17 protein-coding genes are annotated in these 18,239 nt (G+C 59.9%); 4 read left to right on the forward strand and 13 right to left on the reverse strand.

Annotated elements, in window-relative coordinates; genetic code table 11:
- Positions 1-19: 19 nt before the first annotated feature.
- From ACUN8C_RS05520 to leuS, 4 genes are all read right to left on the reverse strand, one after another.
- A complete protein-coding gene (locus ACUN8C_RS05520; protein WP_445621270.1) occupies positions 20-1,123 on the reverse strand; it encodes a DUF5924 family protein in 1,104 nt (367 codons plus the stop codon).
- A 5-nt stretch (positions 1,124-1,128) separates the two neighbouring features.
- The gene (gene holA, locus ACUN8C_RS05525; RefSeq protein WP_108843945.1) at positions 1,129-2,202 is read right to left on the reverse strand and encodes a DNA polymerase III subunit delta; all 1,074 of its coding nucleotides are present in this window, start codon (positions 2,200-2,202) and stop codon (positions 1,129-1,131) included.
- Positions 2,203-2,215: 13 nt separating this feature from the next.
- Positions 2,216-2,758, reverse strand: coding sequence for an LPS-assembly lipoprotein LptE (locus tag ACUN8C_RS05530; RefSeq protein WP_445621271.1), 543 nt, complete (start codon positions 2,756-2,758; stop codon positions 2,216-2,218).
- A 91-nt stretch (positions 2,759-2,849) separates the two neighbouring features.
- Entirely contained in the window at positions 2,850-5,441 is a 2,592-nt protein-coding gene (leuS, locus tag ACUN8C_RS05535; RefSeq protein ID WP_445621272.1) for a leucine--tRNA ligase, read from the reverse strand.
- Positions 5,442-5,703: 262 nt separating this feature from the next.
- On the opposite strand from leuS, the gene ACUN8C_RS05540 reads away from it, so the two are divergent.
- The gene (locus ACUN8C_RS05540; RefSeq protein WP_445621273.1) at positions 5,704-6,285 is read left to right on the forward strand and encodes a zinc ribbon-containing protein; all 582 of its coding nucleotides are present in this window, start codon (positions 5,704-5,706) and stop codon (positions 6,283-6,285) included.
- Between the two features lie 4 nt (positions 6,286-6,289).
- Here ACUN8C_RS05540 and ACUN8C_RS05545 read toward each other — a convergent pair whose 3' ends face one another.
- The 7 genes from ACUN8C_RS05545 to miaB all read right to left on the reverse strand — a co-directional run bounded on the left by ACUN8C_RS05545 (position 6,290) and on the right by miaB (position 14,123).
- On the reverse strand, positions 6,290-7,699 hold the full coding sequence (locus tag ACUN8C_RS05545; RefSeq protein WP_445621274.1) for an MFS transporter: 1,410 nt from the start codon (positions 7,697-7,699) through the stop codon (positions 6,290-6,292).
- Between the two features lie 131 nt (positions 7,700-7,830).
- Positions 7,831-8,574 (reverse strand): YdcF family protein, encoded by a 744-nt coding sequence (locus ACUN8C_RS05550; RefSeq protein ID WP_445621275.1) that lies wholly within the window; start codon positions 8,572-8,574, stop codon positions 7,831-7,833.
- A 30-nt stretch (positions 8,575-8,604) separates the two neighbouring features.
- Complete coding sequence (gene lnt, locus ACUN8C_RS05555) at positions 8,605-10,092, reverse strand: apolipoprotein N-acyltransferase (RefSeq protein WP_445621276.1); 1,488 nt, start codon at positions 10,090-10,092, stop codon at positions 8,605-8,607.
- A gap of 95 nt (positions 10,093-10,187) precedes the next feature.
- Positions 10,188-11,081, reverse strand: coding sequence for an HlyC/CorC family transporter (locus tag ACUN8C_RS05560; RefSeq protein ID WP_445621277.1), 894 nt, complete (start codon positions 11,079-11,081; stop codon positions 10,188-10,190).
- Positions 11,078-11,605 (reverse strand): rRNA maturation RNase YbeY, encoded by a 528-nt coding sequence (gene ybeY, locus ACUN8C_RS05565; RefSeq protein WP_445621278.1) that lies wholly within the window; start codon positions 11,603-11,605, stop codon positions 11,078-11,080. Before ybeY ends, ACUN8C_RS05560 begins: the two co-directional genes overlap by 4 nt.
- Positions 11,602-12,603: a PhoH family protein gene (locus ACUN8C_RS05570; protein ID WP_108843937.1), complete on the reverse strand. Its 1,002-nt coding sequence runs from the start codon at positions 12,601-12,603 to the stop codon at positions 11,602-11,604. The genes ybeY and ACUN8C_RS05570 overlap by 4 nt, the downstream gene beginning before the upstream one ends.
- A gap of 170 nt (positions 12,604-12,773) precedes the next feature.
- Positions 12,774-14,123 carry a tRNA (N6-isopentenyl adenosine(37)-C2)-methylthiotransferase MiaB gene (miaB, locus tag ACUN8C_RS05575; RefSeq protein ID WP_445621279.1) on the reverse strand — a complete coding sequence of 450 codons (1,350 nt, stop codon included), beginning with the start codon at positions 14,121-14,123 and terminating at the stop codon, positions 12,774-12,776.
- A 329-nt stretch (positions 14,124-14,452) separates the two neighbouring features.
- Here miaB and ACUN8C_RS05580 point away from each other — a divergent pair, with 329 nt between their 5' ends.
- From ACUN8C_RS05580 to ACUN8C_RS05590, 3 genes are all read left to right on the forward strand, one after another.
- Positions 14,453-14,779, forward strand: a complete 327-nt coding sequence (locus tag ACUN8C_RS05580; RefSeq protein WP_445621280.1) for a DUF1820 family protein — start codon at positions 14,453-14,455, stop codon at positions 14,777-14,779.
- A 222-nt stretch (positions 14,780-15,001) separates the two neighbouring features.
- A complete protein-coding gene (locus ACUN8C_RS05585) occupies positions 15,002-15,613 on the forward strand; it encodes a TIGR04211 family SH3 domain-containing protein (RefSeq protein ID WP_445621281.1) in 612 nt (203 codons plus the stop codon).
- A gap of 2 nt (positions 15,614-15,615) precedes the next feature.
- Positions 15,616-16,293 carry a thiopurine S-methyltransferase gene (locus ACUN8C_RS05590; RefSeq protein WP_445621282.1) on the forward strand — a complete coding sequence of 226 codons (678 nt, stop codon included), beginning with the start codon at positions 15,616-15,618 and terminating at the stop codon, positions 16,291-16,293.
- Between the two features lie 63 nt (positions 16,294-16,356).
- Here the strand turns inward: ACUN8C_RS05590 and ACUN8C_RS05595 are convergent, their stop codons facing one another.
- Together ACUN8C_RS05595 and cysW are read right to left on the reverse strand one after the other, a co-directional pair.
- A complete protein-coding gene (locus ACUN8C_RS05595) occupies positions 16,357-17,415 on the reverse strand; it encodes a sulfate/molybdate ABC transporter ATP-binding protein (protein ID WP_445621283.1) in 1,059 nt (352 codons plus the stop codon).
- Positions 17,412-18,239: a sulfate ABC transporter permease subunit CysW gene (cysW, locus tag ACUN8C_RS05600; protein WP_445621284.1), complete on the reverse strand. Its 828-nt coding sequence runs from the start codon at positions 18,237-18,239 to the stop codon at positions 17,412-17,414. The genes ACUN8C_RS05595 and cysW overlap by 4 nt, the downstream gene beginning before the upstream one ends.

Genomic DNA, 18,239 nt, shown 5'->3' on the forward strand with positions numbered 1-18,239 from the left:
TTGTCCGGGACGGCAGGGATCAATCCTTTTGATGCCTGCGCAGCCAGCCGATGCCAGGCGTTCTTTCGAGACGACCATCGACCTTGCGGGCCTGATCGACATCGTCGATCACCTCAAAGCGTATCACGCCCAGCCGCTGTCCGGCATCCGTTACCACATCAACCTGCCAGTCTCCTGCAATATCGGTTCCAAAGTGCTGCTTGCGTGACCAGGCACGATAGCCCTGATCCCGACCGCCCTGAATGGTCAGATCAATCTCGTCTACCACTTTGCCTTCGTGGCGCCAGACATGGCGGATGTGCTCGTTGAGGCCCAGCGGGGCATGAACAGCCGTAAAGGCATAAAGCCCTTTGGCTCGAAGGTTGTCGGGGGTCAGCACCATGCTGCCCCGCGGCTCGCGCTCGGCGGTATCAAAGGAAGGTGACAGGGCGCTGGCATCGATCCAGAGCGTGGCCGGCGGAATAAAGGTCCGAAGCGCCCAGGCGCCCCCGCTGATACTGATGGCCAGAACCACCAGTGCCAGCCACCGCAAGGCGTTGTCAGGGCGCAGGATGCTGATCAGACTGGGCAGCGCCACCAGCGGAAAAACGATGGCGGCCAGCAGTAGACTGGTCCCGGTGGACAGTCGCAGCAGCAGCGGGCCGACCACCAGCAGTACGGCAAATACACACAGGGCGTGGTAGCTGAAATAGAGCCATCGCCGCTTTTCGGCAATACTGAAATAAAGTGGATCAACGATGGAGACGATGGCGCAGACGACCAGCAGTCCGGTAAAGATGGCCTGACCGCTGTCCCAGACCGTCGTGATCAAAAAGAAGGGCAGACAGAAAAACAGGGTTTCCTGGTGGGTCAGCTGGGCACAAAAGGTGGCCAGCAGCCGAGGCAACGAGGAGTGTTCACGGTGGCGATGCCACCAGCTCCAGAGGCTTTCAAGCGACAGCAGAAGCCAGGTCAGCATCAGCGCCAGTGCCAGCCATGCGCCCAGGCTCTGCTGGCGACTGATCAAAAAGAAGCTGAAGATGCCACTGCCAAAACTGATCAGCGGCCATAGCCAGTAATAGCGGCGCAGCCAGTGATACAGTCGTTCCAGCCGTGCAGGCACAAGATTGGACACATTGGTCATGGGGCTTATCCGCGTCCGGGCAGGGTAATACGATAGCTGTCCGCCATCTCGGCCAGCATGCCGCGGCCCCCGGCCAGCGTCAGGGCAAGATCGGCAAGGCTTGCCCAGGTCGGCAGGGGCGCGGCGCCCTTGATGGCCTGATCGATGCGCTGTGACAGCAGCAACAGCTTGTGAAGTCGCTTCAGGGGCAGCCGCTTCAGGGCCTGCTGATACTGGGGACGTCGCTTTTCCGGAATCATGGGTCGTTGCGCCTTGCAGGCATGTTCAAGGCTCTGGCCCTGATCCATGTGTTGCCGAACAGAGAGCAGCGTACGCAGCTCACGAGTCAGTGCCCATAACACCACGGGCGCCTCGATGCCTTCTTCTCTTAATCCCGACACGATTCGCACTGCCCGGTCACGCTCACCCCGCAGGCAGGCATCGGTCAGGTTAAAGACATCAAAGCGGGCACTGTCTTCTGTATCGGCAGCCACGGCCTGCGCATTCAGTCGCGCCCCGGCCGGGTGCACCAGCGCCAGTCGAATCAGTGCCTGATCGGCGGCCAGCAGATTGCCTTCGGTGCGCTCGGCCAGCAGTCGCGCCGCCTCCTGGTCCAGATCCAGACCGTGGCGACCGGCGCGGTCACGCACCCAGAAGTGCAGTCGCTGATGATCGATGGGCCACACCGGCACATGAACGCCCTTGCCCTCAAGCGTTTTGAACCATTTGCTCTGCAAAAGGCGCCGTTCCATGCGTCCGGCGCTGATCAACAGGATATCGCTGCTGCTGTCGGCCTGCTGCGCGTAGGCTTCCAGCGCACGCGCACCTTCCTGACCGGGCGACTGCGATCCCAGTCGCAGCTCGATCAGTCGGGAAGTGGCAAACAGCGACAGGTTATTGGCACTTTCCATCAGCTGATGCCAGCCGAACCCCTGTTCCACCTGCAGAATTTCACGCTCCTCGACACCGGCTTCGCGGGCGCGATGTCGGATGGCATCACAGGCTTCCATATGCAGCAGCGGCTCTTCACCAGCCACGATATAGATGGGCGAAAGCTTGCGTGCAAGCTGCTCGGACAGCTTGTCAGGGTAGACCCTCATTCAGTCCGGTCCTTCAGGATGATGGTGCCGTCGAACGTTGAACGGTCCCGGTGCTGTCAGGCTGAAAGGTCTGCAGCCGGTCAATCAGACGGCGAGCCGCTTCCTGATGAAGCTCGTCCTTCAATGCCTCGCGGGCGTCGTCGCGCGTCAACAGCTGATCACTGCTGGTATAGAAGGTCCCCGACACAACCACACTTTCCTGGCTGGCCAGATAGGCACCGTCAGCGACCCGTTGCAGCGACCATGGCACGGTCAGCGTCAGCTGACGCTCCTGCGTTCCGGCCTCACCAAATGTCAGTTCGCGTTCCTGAAACTCTTCCGAGCTCAGGTTAAGACGCAGGGGGGCCTGGTCGTTGAGCGTAACCCCGGCGCTGTTGAGCTCCTGGGTGACCTGGCGGGTCAGTGCACTGGTCGGGCCGCCGGCACTTTCCAGCGCCAGCTCACCGAGCGTCAGCGTGCTGCCGGGCCCCGTGCCCCGCAGCTGAAAACCACAGCCGGCCAGTGTCAGGACAAGGCCTGCGCCTGCCAGGCCTGCAAGAAACGAGCGTCTTTTCACCTTGAACTCCTTGTACGCCATGACAGCAGCGCAGAGGGTATTGTCCTGTTTCCCGCCGGATGACGACGGGAAACGTTCCGGAAGCGTCGGTTCAGCCGACCACGATATTGATCAGCTTGCCGGGCACCACGATCACCTTGCGCACCGTCTTGCCTTCGATATGACGGCCAACGTTGGCATCCTGCATGGCAGCCTGCTCGATATCATCACGTTCGGCGCTGGCGGACATGCTGATGCGCGCCCGCAGCTTGCCATTGACCTGAACGGCCAGCTCAACGCTGTCACGCGTCAGGGCCTGTTCGTCGGTCTGCGGCCAGTGGGCATCGATGACGGGGGTGTCATGACCCAGATGCTGCCAGAGTGCATGCATGGCGTGCGGTGTAATGGGGGCAAGCAGCAGCACGCAGGCTTCCAGCGCTTCGCGAACGACCGCCAGTCCCTGCGGGCTGGTATCTTCAAAGCGCGAGATCGCGTTGGAAAGCTCCATGACGGCGGCAATGGCGGTGTTGAACGTGATGCGTCGGCCGATATCATCGCTGGCCTTGGCGATGGTTTCATGCGTCTTGCGCCGCAGCGTGCGCTGATCATCATCAAGGCTTTCGGTCTCCAGCGCGGCCGGCACGCCGGTCTCCACATGGTCGGTGACCTGGCGCCAGAGACGCTTGAGAAAGCGATGAGCGCCTTCAACGCCGGAATCTGACCACTCAAGCGACTGCTCGGGCGGTGCGGCAAACATCATGAAAAGACGTACGGTGTCGGCACCAAAGCGATCGATCATGGACTGTGGATCGACGCCGTTGTTTTTCGACTTCGACATCTTCTCGATGCCGCCGGGCGTGACCGGTTCGCCGTCGCCGATCAGGCGAGCGGTCAGTGGCCGTCCGCGCTCGTCGCGCTCTACCGTGACTTCGAGCGGGTTGAACCAGTCCCGGCCACCGTTTGGCAGTTCGCGGTAGTAGGTTTCAGCCACCACCATGCCCTGAGTGAGCAGGCGCTTGAAGGGTTCGTCGCTTTCGACCAGACCGAAGTCGCGCATCAGCTTGTGGAAGAAGCGGGCATAGAGCAGGTGGAGGATGGCGTGTTCAATCCCGCCGATGTAGATGTCCACCGGCAGCCAGTAGTTGGCGCGCTCATCCAGCATGGCCTGATCGTTGTCGGCACAGCAAAAACGGGCGTAATACCAGGACGACTCCATGAAGGTGTCGAAGGTATCGGTTTCGCGAACCCAGCCATCGCCCAGATCATAAAAGGACGGCATTTTCTTCAGCGGCGAGCCTGTGGCATCGAATTCGACTTCACGGGGCAGTTCGACCGGCAGCTCATCATCGGTCAGCGGGACAGTCTGGCCTTCGGGGCCATACTTGACCGGGATCGGTGCACCCCAGTAGCGCTGGCGGGCCACGCCCCAGTCACGCAGGCGGAAATTGGTTTTGACAACACCGCGGCCTTCCTGCTCGAGGCGAGCGGAGATGTTCGAAAAGGCAGCGTCAAAATCAAGGCCGTTATAGTCGCCGGAGTTGATCAGCGTGCCATGTTCGGTAAAGGCGCCCTCGGTGAGATCGGGGGCTTCGCCTTCGCCATTGGCAATGACCGGTACGATTGGCAGATCGTATTTGGTGGCAAACTCCCAGTCACGCTGGTCATGCCCGGGCACGGCCATGACGGCGCCGGTGCCGTACTCCATGAGAACGAAGTTGGCCACGAAAACCGGCAGTCGATCGCCACTGATGGGGTGAATGGCTTCAAAACCGGTGGCCAGACCCTTTTTCTCCATGGTGGCCATGTCGGCTTCCGAGGTGCCGCCCTGGCGACACTCCTGACGAAAGGCCGTCATGCCCTCAACGTGAGCGCTGGCGGCGTCTGCCAGAGGGTGGTCGGCGGCCACGGCCAGATAGGTTACGCCCATCAGGGTATCCGGGCGGGTCGTAAACACCGTCAGCGCTTCGCTGCCTTCCGGCAGGGCGGGGCCGTCGCTGGCCACGTCAAAGCTCAGTTCCAGACCGCGTGACTTGCCGATCCAGTTACGCTGCATGGTCTTGACCTGTTCAGGCCAGTCAACGTGTTCAAGATCAGCCAGAAGCTCTTCGGCGTAATCGGTAATCTTCAAAAACCACAGCGGGATGTCACGACGCTCGACAAGCGCACCCGAGCGCCAGCCACGGCCATCGATCACCTGCTCGTTGGCCAGCACCGTCTGATCTACCGGGTCCCAGTTGACCGTGGAGTTCTTTTTGTAGACCAGACCCTTTTCTACCAGGCGTGCAAAAAACCACTGTTCCCAGCGGTAGTAGTCGCTGTCGCAGGTCGCGAATTCGCGGTCCCAGTCATAGGCAAATCCCAGTGCCTTGAGCTGGTCGCGCATGTAATCGATGTTTTGATGGGTCCATTCACCGGGTGCGACGCGATTTTTGATCGCAGCGTTTTCGGCCGGCATGCCAAAGGCGTCCCAGCCCATCGGTTGCAGGACGTTTTTACCCTGCATGCGCTGAAAGCGGGAGACGACATCGCCGATGGTGTAATTACGCACATGCCCCATGTGCAGTTTGCCGCTGGGGTAGGGAAACATGCACAGGCTGTAATACTTTTCGCGAGTGGCATCTTCAACCGCCTTGAAACAGCGGTTTTTTTCCCAGAACTGCTGGGCGGTGCGTTCGATTTCGAAGGGATTGTATTGTGCGTCCATCGTGTTCGTCTTGAAGCCTTAGGCGTTGGGCAGCGACGCCCTGAAAATGTATGCGGGCCGAATGACCGATAGTCGAGGCAGCGAAACGACGTCATGATGTGATCAACATCGTTCTGGACAGCGCGCCCTGAGCCGTCAATGCTTGAAAGGACGACATCGATTCGGCCGCTGGTGGTGATCAAGGATACCCGACTCGGCCAGTGACAGGTAGGCCCGAGCCGCGACGTTTCCATCGTCAAACACACACGCAAGGAGCAGGGCCATGGCTGAGCATGACAAACCCGCAGAAGACAACGATATCGCGCCTGCAACCCCGCAAAATGATGCCTCGAGCGAGACCTCTGCCGATCACGGTTCCGGGCGCCTTTCCGAGGCCTATGAACGTATCGTGGCGCGCTTTAACAGCCGCAGCGACTCACTGTCCCGCGAAGGCATGCAGGAGGAGCTTGATGAGGCGTTGAGCTTCGAGGCGGAAGTCGAGGAGTTTACCCTTGATGAGCTGGCCATCCTGCGGGCCTGGGTGGAACGTGACGTCAGCGAGTTTCGACGCTATCTGGTCAGTGGCGGGGAGAGCCTGGCAGGCTTTCTGGGGATCGACCTGAGCCTGCTGTCAGATCGTTTGCGCCAGGGGCTTTTGTCGGTGGCCGATCGCACCGCGCTGGATCAGAGGCGCTTTGAGGAAGAGCTCGAAGTGGCGCGCGCTGATTATACCGAAGGTGAAGTGGTGGCACCGGGCCGCATGTCCTGCGTTCACTGCGAGCATCCTGTCATCCTGCACTATCGACAGCTGCTTGAGCCCTGCCACCAGTGTGGCCATCGCTATTTTCAGCGCGCGGGGTCCTGATCGATCAGGAGGGGGTGGTTGCTGCCTTTTGGTTAGAACCGACGGGCTGGTCATGCCAGCTCGCCTCATTGTCATCCAGCGCGCGCTGCGAAGATTCCGGCAGACGTGAACCGCCAATGAAAGCCAACAGGGCAATGGCGATCAGGTAAAACGCAGGCGCCAGAGAGTGGCCGGTCAGCGTGATCAGCCACGTGGCGATCAATGGCGCCGTACCTCCAAAGATGGTGTAGGCCACGTTGTAACAAAGGGCTGAAGCGGTATAGCGCACGCGTGTCGGAAACTGCTCGGCCAGCAGCACAGCGGTCACCACGCCACACATGACAGCGCCAACGGCCAACAGCGACGCGCCCAGCATGGCGGGCAGCAGCTCGCCACTGCCGGCCAGATAGTAGGCCGGAAAGACCGCCACCATCAGACACAGACAGGCACCGCGTATGGTGCTCCGACGCCCGATGCGATCCGACAGTCGTCCTATCACCGGACACAGCAGCCCCGAGAATACCAGCGCCCCGAGACTGGCCAGTAGTGCCGTGGTACGTGTGGCATTACCCGTGACCTGCATGTAGGTCACCAGATAGGTCGTGAACATGTAAAACGACAGCGCCGTGGCGGAAATGAACGCACTGAGACACACAATGGTCGCGCCGTGTGTTTTGACGGTTTCGCTGAGCGTGGCATGGGGCGTTTCGGGTGCTTTCTGCAGGGCCTTGAAGGCGGGCGACTCTTCCAGATGAAGTCGCATGTACAAACCGATCAGGCCCAGTGGTGCGGCGATCAAAAACGGGATGCGCCAGCCCCAGGCCTGCATGGTCCCGTCCGACATGACCGTGCTTAACAGTAGGGTCAGCCCGGCCGCACAGCCAAAGGCCAGGAAAGTGGAGACGGGAATCAGGCTGCCATAGCGCGCCTTCTGGTGCGTAGGCGCATGCTCCAGCACATAGGTGCAGGCCCCGGCATATTCGCCGCCGGCCGAAAATCCCTGAATGCAGCGTGCCAGCGCCAGCAGCATTGGTGCGGCGATACCGATGGCACCATAGGTGGGCAATACCCCGATCAGCGCGGTCGCCCCGGCCATCATCAGGATGGTAATGGCCAGTACACGCTTGCGCCCGATGCGATCCCCGAGCTTGCCAAAAAAGAGTCCACCGATCGGACGCAGGGCAAAGGAGACGGCAAATACGGCAAAGGTCTGCAGCAGGGCAAGTGCCGGTTCGCCCGGAGGAAAAAAATGCTGGGCAATGATGATGGCGAGAAAGCCGTAGGTGGCAAAATCAAACCATTCAACGAAGTTACCGATCGCCGAGGCGACGATCACCTGATGCATCGCCTTGCGTCTTTCCGGTGACAGGGGTTCAGACAGGGGAGAGCGGGAGAGCCCGCTGCTCGATAGGCTGGCGTCATTGTTATTGGACATGGTCGCTTTCCTGAACGAGTGATCAGCATACAAAGGATGCCTGCTCGATCAGTTTGACATCAGCCGTACCCGCCCGCTCCCGTTAAAGCGCCACCCACGTTGTCAGGGACGACCCCTGAACACCTCGCCTTCTACCTTCCGACCAGCAGGCCGATATATTCATGCAGGGCCCAGTAGCTGTTGCTCAGGGCGGTCATGTCCGGCGAGAAACTGCGTGGGCCAAAGCCTGCGCGCGCCGTAAATCCGGTAGGGGCAGCCAAAACGGTCAGGCCTTCATTTTCAAAGGCACGCTTGGCGCGCGGCATGTGCCAGGCACTGGTTACCAGAATCACGGTGTCGATATTTTGCTCGCGCAGTATGCGGGCGCTATAGAGGGCGTTCTGCTCCGTATTATGGCTTTGCACTTCGCGCCAGCGGGTAGGCAAACCAAAGCTGCTTTCAAAACGAAACGCCATGAGATCCGCTTCCGGCGGATGACGTGTGCCGCGACGCCCGCCGCCGCCGGCGATCAGTACCGGCAGGTCCGTCTCACGCTTGATGCGTGCCCCATCGGCCAGGCGCTGCATGGCCATCGGGGTGACGTCGTCAAAATCATTGAGCTGATATTGTCCGAACAGGCGCCCACCGCTGAGAATCACGATGGCCTGCGCTTGCTTCCATTGCGTCTGTGTGGCGATGGGCACGGAGGTTTCAAGCGGGTCCATCAGCAGGGTGGCCACACGTGAGGTGGACAGTGCCCAGAAGACCAGCACAACCGCGATGCCCAGTCGTCGTCCCCAGCGCCGGCGCCAGTACCACACGACAACCAGGGCGAACAACAGCGCCACGATAATGATGCCCGGCGGCAGAAGATACATCTTTAAAAGCGTCAGCATGGTCAAAGTCTCTGCCAGGGCATCAGGAAATCAGTGGGCGGTTTGATCACGCCGGTGAGTGCGCAAGATACCACCGCACAGCAACATTAACAGTGCCAGGAGTAGCGCAGGCCAGCTGCCCGTCTTCGTAAAGGGTGTCAGCCCTTCCATGGGTCGGATAGTGCCATTGAGCACTGCCGGCTCAAAACGTGGCGCCTGCGCCTGGAGCCGGCCATCAGGTGCCACGATGGCCGTCATGCCGTTGTTGGTGGCCCGGAGCAGATAGCGGTTGTTTTCCAGCGCCCTGAGCTGGGCCATCTGCATGTGCTGCAGTGGCCCGATGGAGTGGCCAAACCAGGTGTCATTGGAAATGGTCACCAGCGCGTTGGCGTTTTTGGCGCGCTGTCGTACCAGGTCTGGATAGACGATTTCATAGCAGATGGCCACGCCCAGGCGCAGTCCATGCGCCTGCAGCGGCGGCTGATCATGGCTGCCGGCGCCGATGTTGCCCATCGGGATATTGAATATCTTCAGCAGTCCGCCCAGCAGCGGCTCCAGCGGCAGATATTCGCCAAAGGGCACCAGGTGCGCCTTTCGGTACTGACCGGGCATGTCTCCCAGTGCAATCATGCTGTTGTAAAACATGCCGGTTTGGTCACGCTGCATGATGCCGGTCATCAGCGTGCTGTCCGCCGGCAGGGTCGACTGCACGCGCTGCAAAAACGGCATGGCCTGCTGTTCCAGCATGGGCAGCGCCGTTTCCGGCCAGATGACAAGATCACTGTCCAGCGCCTGCTGGCGGGTCAGACTGAAATAGGTGTTGACCGCATCACGCTGGCCATCGGGCGTCCACTTGCTCAGCTGTGCCAGATCGCCCTGTACCAGAGACACGGTCACGTCATCGCCGATGGGTCGGGCCCATTGTGTGGGCAGGACCAGCGGTATCAGCCACAGGGCTGCCAGCGGTGCCAGCAGCCACCAGTGTCGGGACACCAGGGTTCTGGCCAGCAGCGCACCACTCAGTGCCACGACCAGCGAGACAAGATAGACGCCGCCAAGCGGTGCCAGACTGGCCAGTGGTGAGCTGACGTGGGCACTGCCCAGAAAGAGCCAGGGAAAGCCGGTAAAGGCCCAGCTTCGAAAGGCCTCACCCAGTGCCCAGGCCCCGGCAAAGGCCACAATATCCAGCTTCGACGCAGTACAGAGGCGATACAACAGCGCCGGCAGCATCACAAACAGCGCCATCGTGACGATAAAAAGCCCCGTCAGCACAATGGCCAGCGGCCCACCGGTATTGCCATAGTCATGGATCGAGACATACACCCATGACGCGCCGCTGCCGAACATGCCCACGCCGAACAGCCAGCCGCGCCACAGCGTCTGTCGCATGTTGGTGTGCTGAAGCACGATATAAAACACGGCCAGTGCCACGGGGCCAAGCCCCCAGAGGTCAAAGGGGGCGAAGGTCAGTGTCGTCAGTGCGCCGGCCAGCAGGGCCAGAAGCGAACTGACACCGCGACGCTGTAGAAGGGAGACCATGCTCAATCCTGTAACAGAAAACGGGCAGGCGATCATGCCTGCCCGCTGGGGGGATCACAAGGCAGGGGCATGTTCAGCCCTGCCGCTCTCCTGCATCAATGATCGGACCGGGCGACATCATCGGTGAGCGTGCCGGTATTGGTGCGGGCTGCCTGAAGCCAGCGAATTCGGCGGCTGTCAGCGTTCATGACCGTAAACCGCCATTGCTCGAGTTCGGTGGACTCATTGCGCGCCGGCAGATGACCAAAGCGCTGCATGACCAGTCCCCCGACGGTGTCGAACTCTTCATCGGAAAAGGTGGTTTCAAAGCGCTCGTTGAAGTCATCGATCGGCGTGAGTGCCTTGACGGCGTAGGTGCCATTGCCCAGGTCACGAATATCGTCTTCCTCGTCGATATCGTGCTCATCCTCGATGTCACCGACGATCTGCTCGAGGATATCCTCGATGGTGATGATGCCGGCCGTGCCGCCATATTCATCAACCACGATGGCCATGTGGTTACGTGTGTCGCGAAATTCGCGCAGTAGGTTGTTGAGCCGCTTGGATTCCGGAATGAACAGGGCAGGCCTTAACACTTCACGCAGCTTGAAGCGCTCGCGCTCCTCACTGTCCTGAAGGATCAGCGGCAGCATGTCCTTGACCAGCAACACGCCCACGACTTCATCGAGATTGTCATCAATGACGGGGTAGCGGGAATGCGCTGTCTCACGAATGATGGGCAGGCATTGATCGGGGGAGTGATCGGCCTGAATGGCCACGATCTGGGAGCGGGGCACCATGGCTTCACGTGCCTGCATGGTGCTGATATCAAAGGCCCCCTCGATGATGGTCAGACCATCCTGGTCGAGGCTCAGTCGCGTGGAAGCTTCCTTGAGAAAGCTGATCAGCTCGTCACGACTGCTGGGTTCTTCGTTATCGCCGGAAAAAGCGCCGATTATTCTGTCAAGCCAGGATCGGGATGGCTGACTTGCCGGTCGGTCATCGCTCATGCGTCGGTTCTCTTCTCCTCGGATACCTGATTGCCATCACGCACCCCGAAATCTTCAGGGGCAACAGCATAGGGATCAGAAATGCCCAGCGCGGACAGGATGTCTCGCTCGAGCTGTTCCATGGCCTCGGCTTCATCATCGTCGATGTGATCAAGACCCAATAGATGCAGCGTACCATGCACGATCATGTGGGCGAAGTGATCCTCGATGCGCTTTTGCTGTTCAAGGGCTTCACGTTGTACCACATGAGGGCTGACCACCAGATCCCCCAGCAGTGGGAGAGGAATCTCCGGCGGTGCTTCAAAGGGGAAAGAGAGCACGTTGGTCGATTTGTCGCGACCGCGATAGTCGCGATTGAGGCTCTGGCTCTCTTCTTCACTGGCAAAGCGGACCGTCATCTCGCGACGGATTTCACCCGGGAAATGCTCAAGCACCGTGGCAAACCAGTGCTCGAGTGCCGTCTCTTCGGGAAGGGCGTCAAAGTCGACCGCCACCTGGCGGTCGACGTAGACAGCATCGCTCATGAGTGGCGATCCTCTTCGGATTCGTGCGCCTCATAGGCATCGATGATGCGCGCGACCAGCGGGTGGCGAACCACATCCTTGGACGCAAAGCGGGTCATGCTGATGCCGTCGACATCCTTGAGGACATTGAGCACGTGAATCAGCCCCGAATGCGTGCCGCGCGGCAGATCCACCTGGGTGACATCACCGGTGATCACGGCGGTGGAACCAAAGCCGATACGCGTCAAAAACATCTTCATCTGTTCGCGCGTGGTGTTCTGACTTTCGTCGAGAATGACAAAGGCATTGTTGAGCGTGCGTCCACGCATGTAGGCCAGCGGCGCGATCTCGATGACCTGCTTTTCGATCAGCTTGTTGACCTGCTCAAAGCCCAGCATTTCATAGAGCGCGTCATAGAGCGGGCGCAGGTAGGGGTCGATCTTCTGAGCCAGATCCCCTGGCAGAAAGCCCAGCTTCTCGCCGGCTTCAACGGCCGGGCGCACCAGGAGAATGCGGCGCACCTCCTGCTGGTTGAGCGCTTCCACGGCAGCGGCAACGGCCAGGTAGGTCTTGCCGGTGCCCGCAGGGCCGATGCCGAAGTTGATATCGTAATTGCGAATGTGCTCGACATACTGCTGCTGGTTCTGCCCGCGCGGCTTGATGACGGCGCGCGGGGTACGCAGGATGACGCCCTCGCGTGGCATGTCGTCGTCTTCATCCTCGGCAATCGATTCAAGCCCCGATTCCTGCAGATAAAGATGCACGGTTTCCGGCGACAGGGTCTGTGTCTGGGTCTCGCGGTACAGATGTTCCAGCACGTTGGCGGTCGCCTTGACGCGTGCGGCATTGCCGGCCAGCTGAAACTCGTTGCCGCGGTTGCGTACCGTGACCTCGAGACGCTGTTCGATCAGGTGAAGATGTTCATCCTGCTGACCGCTGAGATTGGCCAGCCGCATGGGGTCATTGGGTTCCAGCGACAGCTGAAGAATACGGTGCGCGTTGGCAGTTTTCTGGGTCAATGTTGGGTCCGGTCGTTGCGTCGTTGAAAGGCAGCCTGAATCTGATTCTTTACGGGAACAATAGCACCAATTGCTCGATCGAAAAGAAAGAGACGCCATCGCAATAACGTGTCTGCGATGGCGTGCCGGTCCGGGACAGGCGACATGGCATCAAAAGCGTGCCTGTCGAATCAGTATTTCTGTGCAGAGACCAGCTCACCCCTGAGAGAATTGGGGAAGGCTTCCACGATTTCAACATCGACGAAGTATCCAATCAGCTCGATCGGATTGGCCGCGCGAAAGTTGACCACGCGATTGTTTTCGGTGCGCCCTGAAAGCTCACCGGGGTCCTTGGGTGAAAAGCCCGAGACCAGAATGCGCTGTGTCGTACCCACCATGCGCCGGGAAATGCCGATCGCATTCTGGGTGATGCGATCCTGCAGAATTTTCAGGCGCTGTTTCTTGACCAGTTCCGGGGTGTCATCAGGGAGGTCGGACGCCGGTGTGCCGGGGCGTTTGGAGTAGACAAACGAAAAGGAGTGATCAAAGCCGATGCGCTCGATCAGGTCCATCGTGTCCAGAAAGTCCTGCTCGGTTTCCCCGGGGAAGCCAATGATGAAATCCGATGAGAAGCTGATGTCCGGGCGCTTTTCACGAATGCGCTCCATCTTGGCGATGTATTCCTCGCGACCGTGACCACGCTTCATCGCCTTGAGGATGGTGTCCGAGCCCGACTGTACCGGCAGGTGCAGATGGCTCACCAGCTCCGGAATGTCGCCGAAGGCTTCGATCAGGCTGTCGGTAAACTCTACCGGATGCGAGGTCGTAAAGCGGATGCGATCGATGCCGTCCACGGCCGCCACGGCGGCGATCATTTCGGCCAGGTCGATCTCTTCACCGTCGTCATCGATGCCGCGATAGGCATTGACGTTCTGACCCAGCAGATTGATCTCGCGCACCCCCTGTTCGGCCAGGTGGACGACCTCATCGAGCACGTCCTCGAACGGCCGTGAAATCTCCTCGCCACGGGTGTAGGGCACCACACAGAAGCTGCAGTACTTCGAGCAGCCTTCCATGATCGACACGAACGACGATGCGCCATCGGAAGTGGGAGCCGGCAGGCGGTCGAATTTCTCGATTTCCGGGAAGGTGACATCCACCACCGAAATCAGATTTCCGCTTTCGTTGCGGTTGTCCATCATGTCCGGCAAGCGATGCAGGGTCTGCGGGCCGAACACCATGTCGACATGCGGGGCCCGTTTTTGAATGTTGTCGCCTTCCTGACTGGCCACGCAGCCGCCAACACCAATCACCAGATTGGGGTTGGCCGCCTTGAGCTTTTTCCACCGGCCGAGCTGATGAAATACCTTTTCCTGCGCCTTCTCGCGGATCGAGCAGGTGTTGAGCAGGATGACATCCGCTTCGTGTTCGTTGTCTGTCAGTTCAAGCTGATGGGATTCGCCCAGCAGGTCGGCCATGCGAGCCGAGTCGTACTCGTTCATCTGGCAGCCGTGGGTCTTGATGAAGAGTTTCTTCGTCATGGGCCTTGGGTACACATAAAAAGATGGGTGTCAGACGATGATGCAGCGATGACGGCACAAAACCTGCCGTGCATTCGCCCTACCATCGAGAGAAATGTCATGAATCGTCGCACAGCGACATGGGATGGCGAAATTATACGCAAGCGCACCGGCACAGGCCAGCACGCGCTTGTGTAGTGAAAAATGGTCTTTGTGTATCAACACGTGAGCAGGTTCACGACAGGCGCCATTGGCGCAAAAGCCTATGATAGACTTCCGCGCTTGTTGTGGGCCCGCACGGGGCTGCAATGACCATCGGTCTGGCGCAACACAGTGAGGATTGAGCGTACATGGCGGCAAGGCCCCTTTATAGAATCAGTTTCCTGCAGCAGGGCGAGCTCTGGGAGCTCTACGCACGCGATATCTTTCAAAGCGAGCTCTGGGGCTTTATCGAAGTCGAGGGTGTGGTGTTTGGCGATGACTCGAAAGTGGTGGTCGACCCCGGTGCTGAAAAGCTGCGTCGCACGTTTGAAGGCGTTTCGCGCAGTTATCTGCCGATGAATGCCATTGTTCGAATCGATGAAGTCGAGCGTGAAGGCACGCCAAGAGCCGTCAAGGCTGAAGGCAACGTCACCGCCTTTCCGGGGGCCATGCACTGGCCGCCTCGTGAAGAGTAAAGGCACAAGCTGAACACTTTTTAAGCAAAATGGTGTCATGGCCTGTCTGCCGGGCGCTTTGTGCGTTATGTGATCAGGTTGTCCCGTAGGTTATCCACAGAAACTGTGGATGATTGACCGTCTCTGGGATCAGGGACGACCTTTTCAGGGTTCAGGTAATGGTGACGCCCGGCTCAGGCAGCATGATGTAACGACAATGTTTGACGAACCAATGACTCCACCATGAAAACAATTGGAAAACTCTGCGTCGGTATTTTACTGGGTGTCGGTATCAGCACCGCCCACGCCGAAGAAGCCCGCTGGGTCAGTGATTCGCTATCGACCTATGTTCGAAGTGGCCCCACCGACAGTTATCGCATCGTGGGGACCGTGGATGCCGGACAGCGCGTCACGCTGCTCGAATCCCAGGGAGACTACAGCCGCATTCGCACCGAAAGCGGCGATAGTGTCTGGATTCCCAACGATGACCTGCAGGCACAGCAGAGCGTGCAGGAAAAAGTGCCGGAAATGCAGGAGCGCGTTCAGACCCTGACGCAGCGCCTTGAAGGCATTGACGATGAATGGAACCAGCGCGTCGCCGACATGAAGACCTCACTGCAAAGCAGTCAGGCGCGCGTCAACGAACTTCAGACCAGCAATGACGATCTCAATGCCCAGCTCACCCAGGCGCAGTCCAAAATGCGTGAGTATCAGGCAAAGCTTGATACCGAGCGCGAGGATCTGTTGATGCGCTACTTCGTCTATGGCGGCAGCGTGGCCGGTGGCGGCCTGATCCTGGGTCTGCTCGTACCGCATCTGCCAAGACGCCGTAAAAAGCGCGATCGCTGGTTCTGATCGTGTCGTCCTCTTCTGAACAGGGCAACCAGCAGTGGTTCGAGCGCTGGCGGGAAGGACGCATCGGCTTTCACAGCGACAGCGTCCAGCCTTTGCTGGCGCGCCACTGGCCGCAGCTGGCCGTGTCACCCGGCGCGCGCGTGCTGCTGCCGCTGTGCGGCAAAAGCGGTGATATTGGCTGGCTGGCACGTCAGGGGCATGGCGTACTCGGCGTCGAGCTGGTGGAGGAGGCCGTCAGAGGCTGGTTCGAGGCGCAGGAGGAGGCGCTGCCACCGGCCGCGTCACGCACGAATTTCGATCGTTTCGACAGTCCTGCACAAGTCGGTCGCGCCGCTGTCACCTTCGATGTGGGCAACTTCTTTCATCTGGAAGCCGGCCTGAGTGACGAGATCGACGCCTTTTACGATCGGGCCGCGCTGATTGCACTGCCACCGGCCGCCCGTCAGCGCTATGCACTTAAGCTGGCCGAGCTGTGCAGGCCGAATGTGGAAGGACTTTTGATCTCGCTGGAGCGCGATGAGCGGCGTGATCAGGGGCCACCCCATGTGGTCACCGATGACGAAGTGCATCAGCTTTTTGCCCCCAACTTTGTGCTGGAAAAACTGGAAGAGCGGCGCGACGAGCGGGACATGACCGATATCGTCTGGCGATTGCGCCGCAGGGCGCCGCTGTCCTGTTGATGCTTTGTCACTCGAGCGCATGGTTGCCGGCCTTTATGGCACGACTGACATGCGCTCGGTGCGTCAGGGCGTTTCCGGTGCGAACTGGTGCCAGCGCGAAGGAATGACATAAAGCTCGGTGCCGCGTTCCGGCTGCAGGCGATCGAAGTCGTGGTGCGTGATGCTGGCAAGCCAGGGGGTGTCCATCCAGTCGGCCGTCAGTTCGACGCGAACGTCACTGCCCACCGGGGACACCGCATCGACCCTGACCGGCAGATGCGCGCGGGCATCCGGCGCCGTGGTCAGCATCAACTCGTGAGGGCGCAGCAGCACCTCATCGGGTGCGATGTTTGAGCGCTCCATGGCAATCCATGCCTCTCCCTGCTGCAGCCGCCCGTTCTGGTACTCGCCGCCAAAGCGGTTGGTCTCCCCCAGAAACGAAAACACGAAGCGATTGGCCGGGGCCCGATAGAGCGCCTGTGGCGTGTCGATCTGCTCGATGCGCCCGTTGCTCATGACCACTACCCGATCAGACAGCTCAAGCGCCTCTTCCTGATCATGGGTCACAAACACGCTGGTAAAGCCGAACTCTTCGTGTAGATGCCTGAGCCAGCGACGCAGCTCTAGTCGCACCTTGGCATCCAGCGCACCGAAGGGCTCATCCAGCAGCAGCACCTCGGGTTCGACGGCCAGCGCGCGCGCCAGCGCCACTCGCTGCTGCTGACCACCGGAAAGCTGAGCCGGCAGGCGTTTGGCCAGAGTGTCCAGACGAACGCGCTCGAGCAGGTGCTGTACGCGGTCGCGAATCTCGGCGTTGGAAGGGCGCTCGCCGGCCGGCCGCGCTCGTAGCCCGAAGGCCACGTTTTCAAACACGCTCATGTGGCGAAAAAGCGCGTAGTGCTGAAAGACAAACCCTACCCGGCGCTTTCGGACATGGACCCGGGTCACATCGCGATCACCAAAGTGGATCGAGCCGCTGTCAGGGGCTTCAAGACCTGCAATGATGCGCAAAAGCGTGGTCTTGCCCGAGCCCGACGGCCCCAGCAGTCCGACCATCTCCCCCTTTTTGATCTCCAGCGACAACGGATGCAGCGCCGTTGTACTGCCAAAGCGTCTGGAGACATCGCTTACGGTAATGCTCATGCTGTTTTCTCCCGACGATGGGTATGCCACTCAAGCACGGCCTTGATCATCAGCGTCACAATGGCAATAGCCGCCAGAAGTGCGGCACTGGTGAAGGCACCCACCGTGTTGTAATCCTGATACAAAAGCTCGACCTGCAGCGGCAGGTTGATGGTCTCACCGCGAATGCTGCCCGAAACCACGGAGACGGCGCCGAACTCGCCGATGGCGCGGGCATTGGTCAGGATGACGCCATAGACCAGCGCCCAGCGGATGTTGGGCAGGGTAATACGTCGAAACAGTGTCCAGCCCCCAGCCCCCAGCGTCACACCGGCTTCTTCCTCGGCGCTGCCCTGAGCCTGCATCAGCGGGATCAGCTCCCGTGCCACGAACGGACAGGTGACAAATACGGTCACCAGCACCATGCCGGGCCAGGCAAACATCAGCTGCACGTCCTGCTCGGAAAGAATGCTGCCCAGCCAGCCGGTGCGGCCGTACAGCAGCAGATAGAGTAGGCCGGCCACGACCGGGGAGACGGCGAAGGGAATGTCGATCAGCGTCTGCAGCAGGCGTCGACCCGGAAAGGTAAACCGGGTCACCAGCCAGGCCAGAAAAATGCCAAAGACCAGATTGATCGGCACGGTCAAAAGCGCGATCAACAGCGTCAGGCCGATCGCCTCCCGGGTAAAGGTGCTGGTCAGGTTCTGCCAGAACGGTGCCATGCCTTCGGCAAAGGCCTGATAGAAAATGCCGGCCAGCGGAATCACCAGAAACAGGGTGGTCATGATGACGGCAAGTGCAATCAGTCCAATACGTGTGGCAGCACCATCGCCAATACGCTTCAT

It is taken from the genome of Kushneria sp. Sum13 (genome assembly GCF_052692355.1).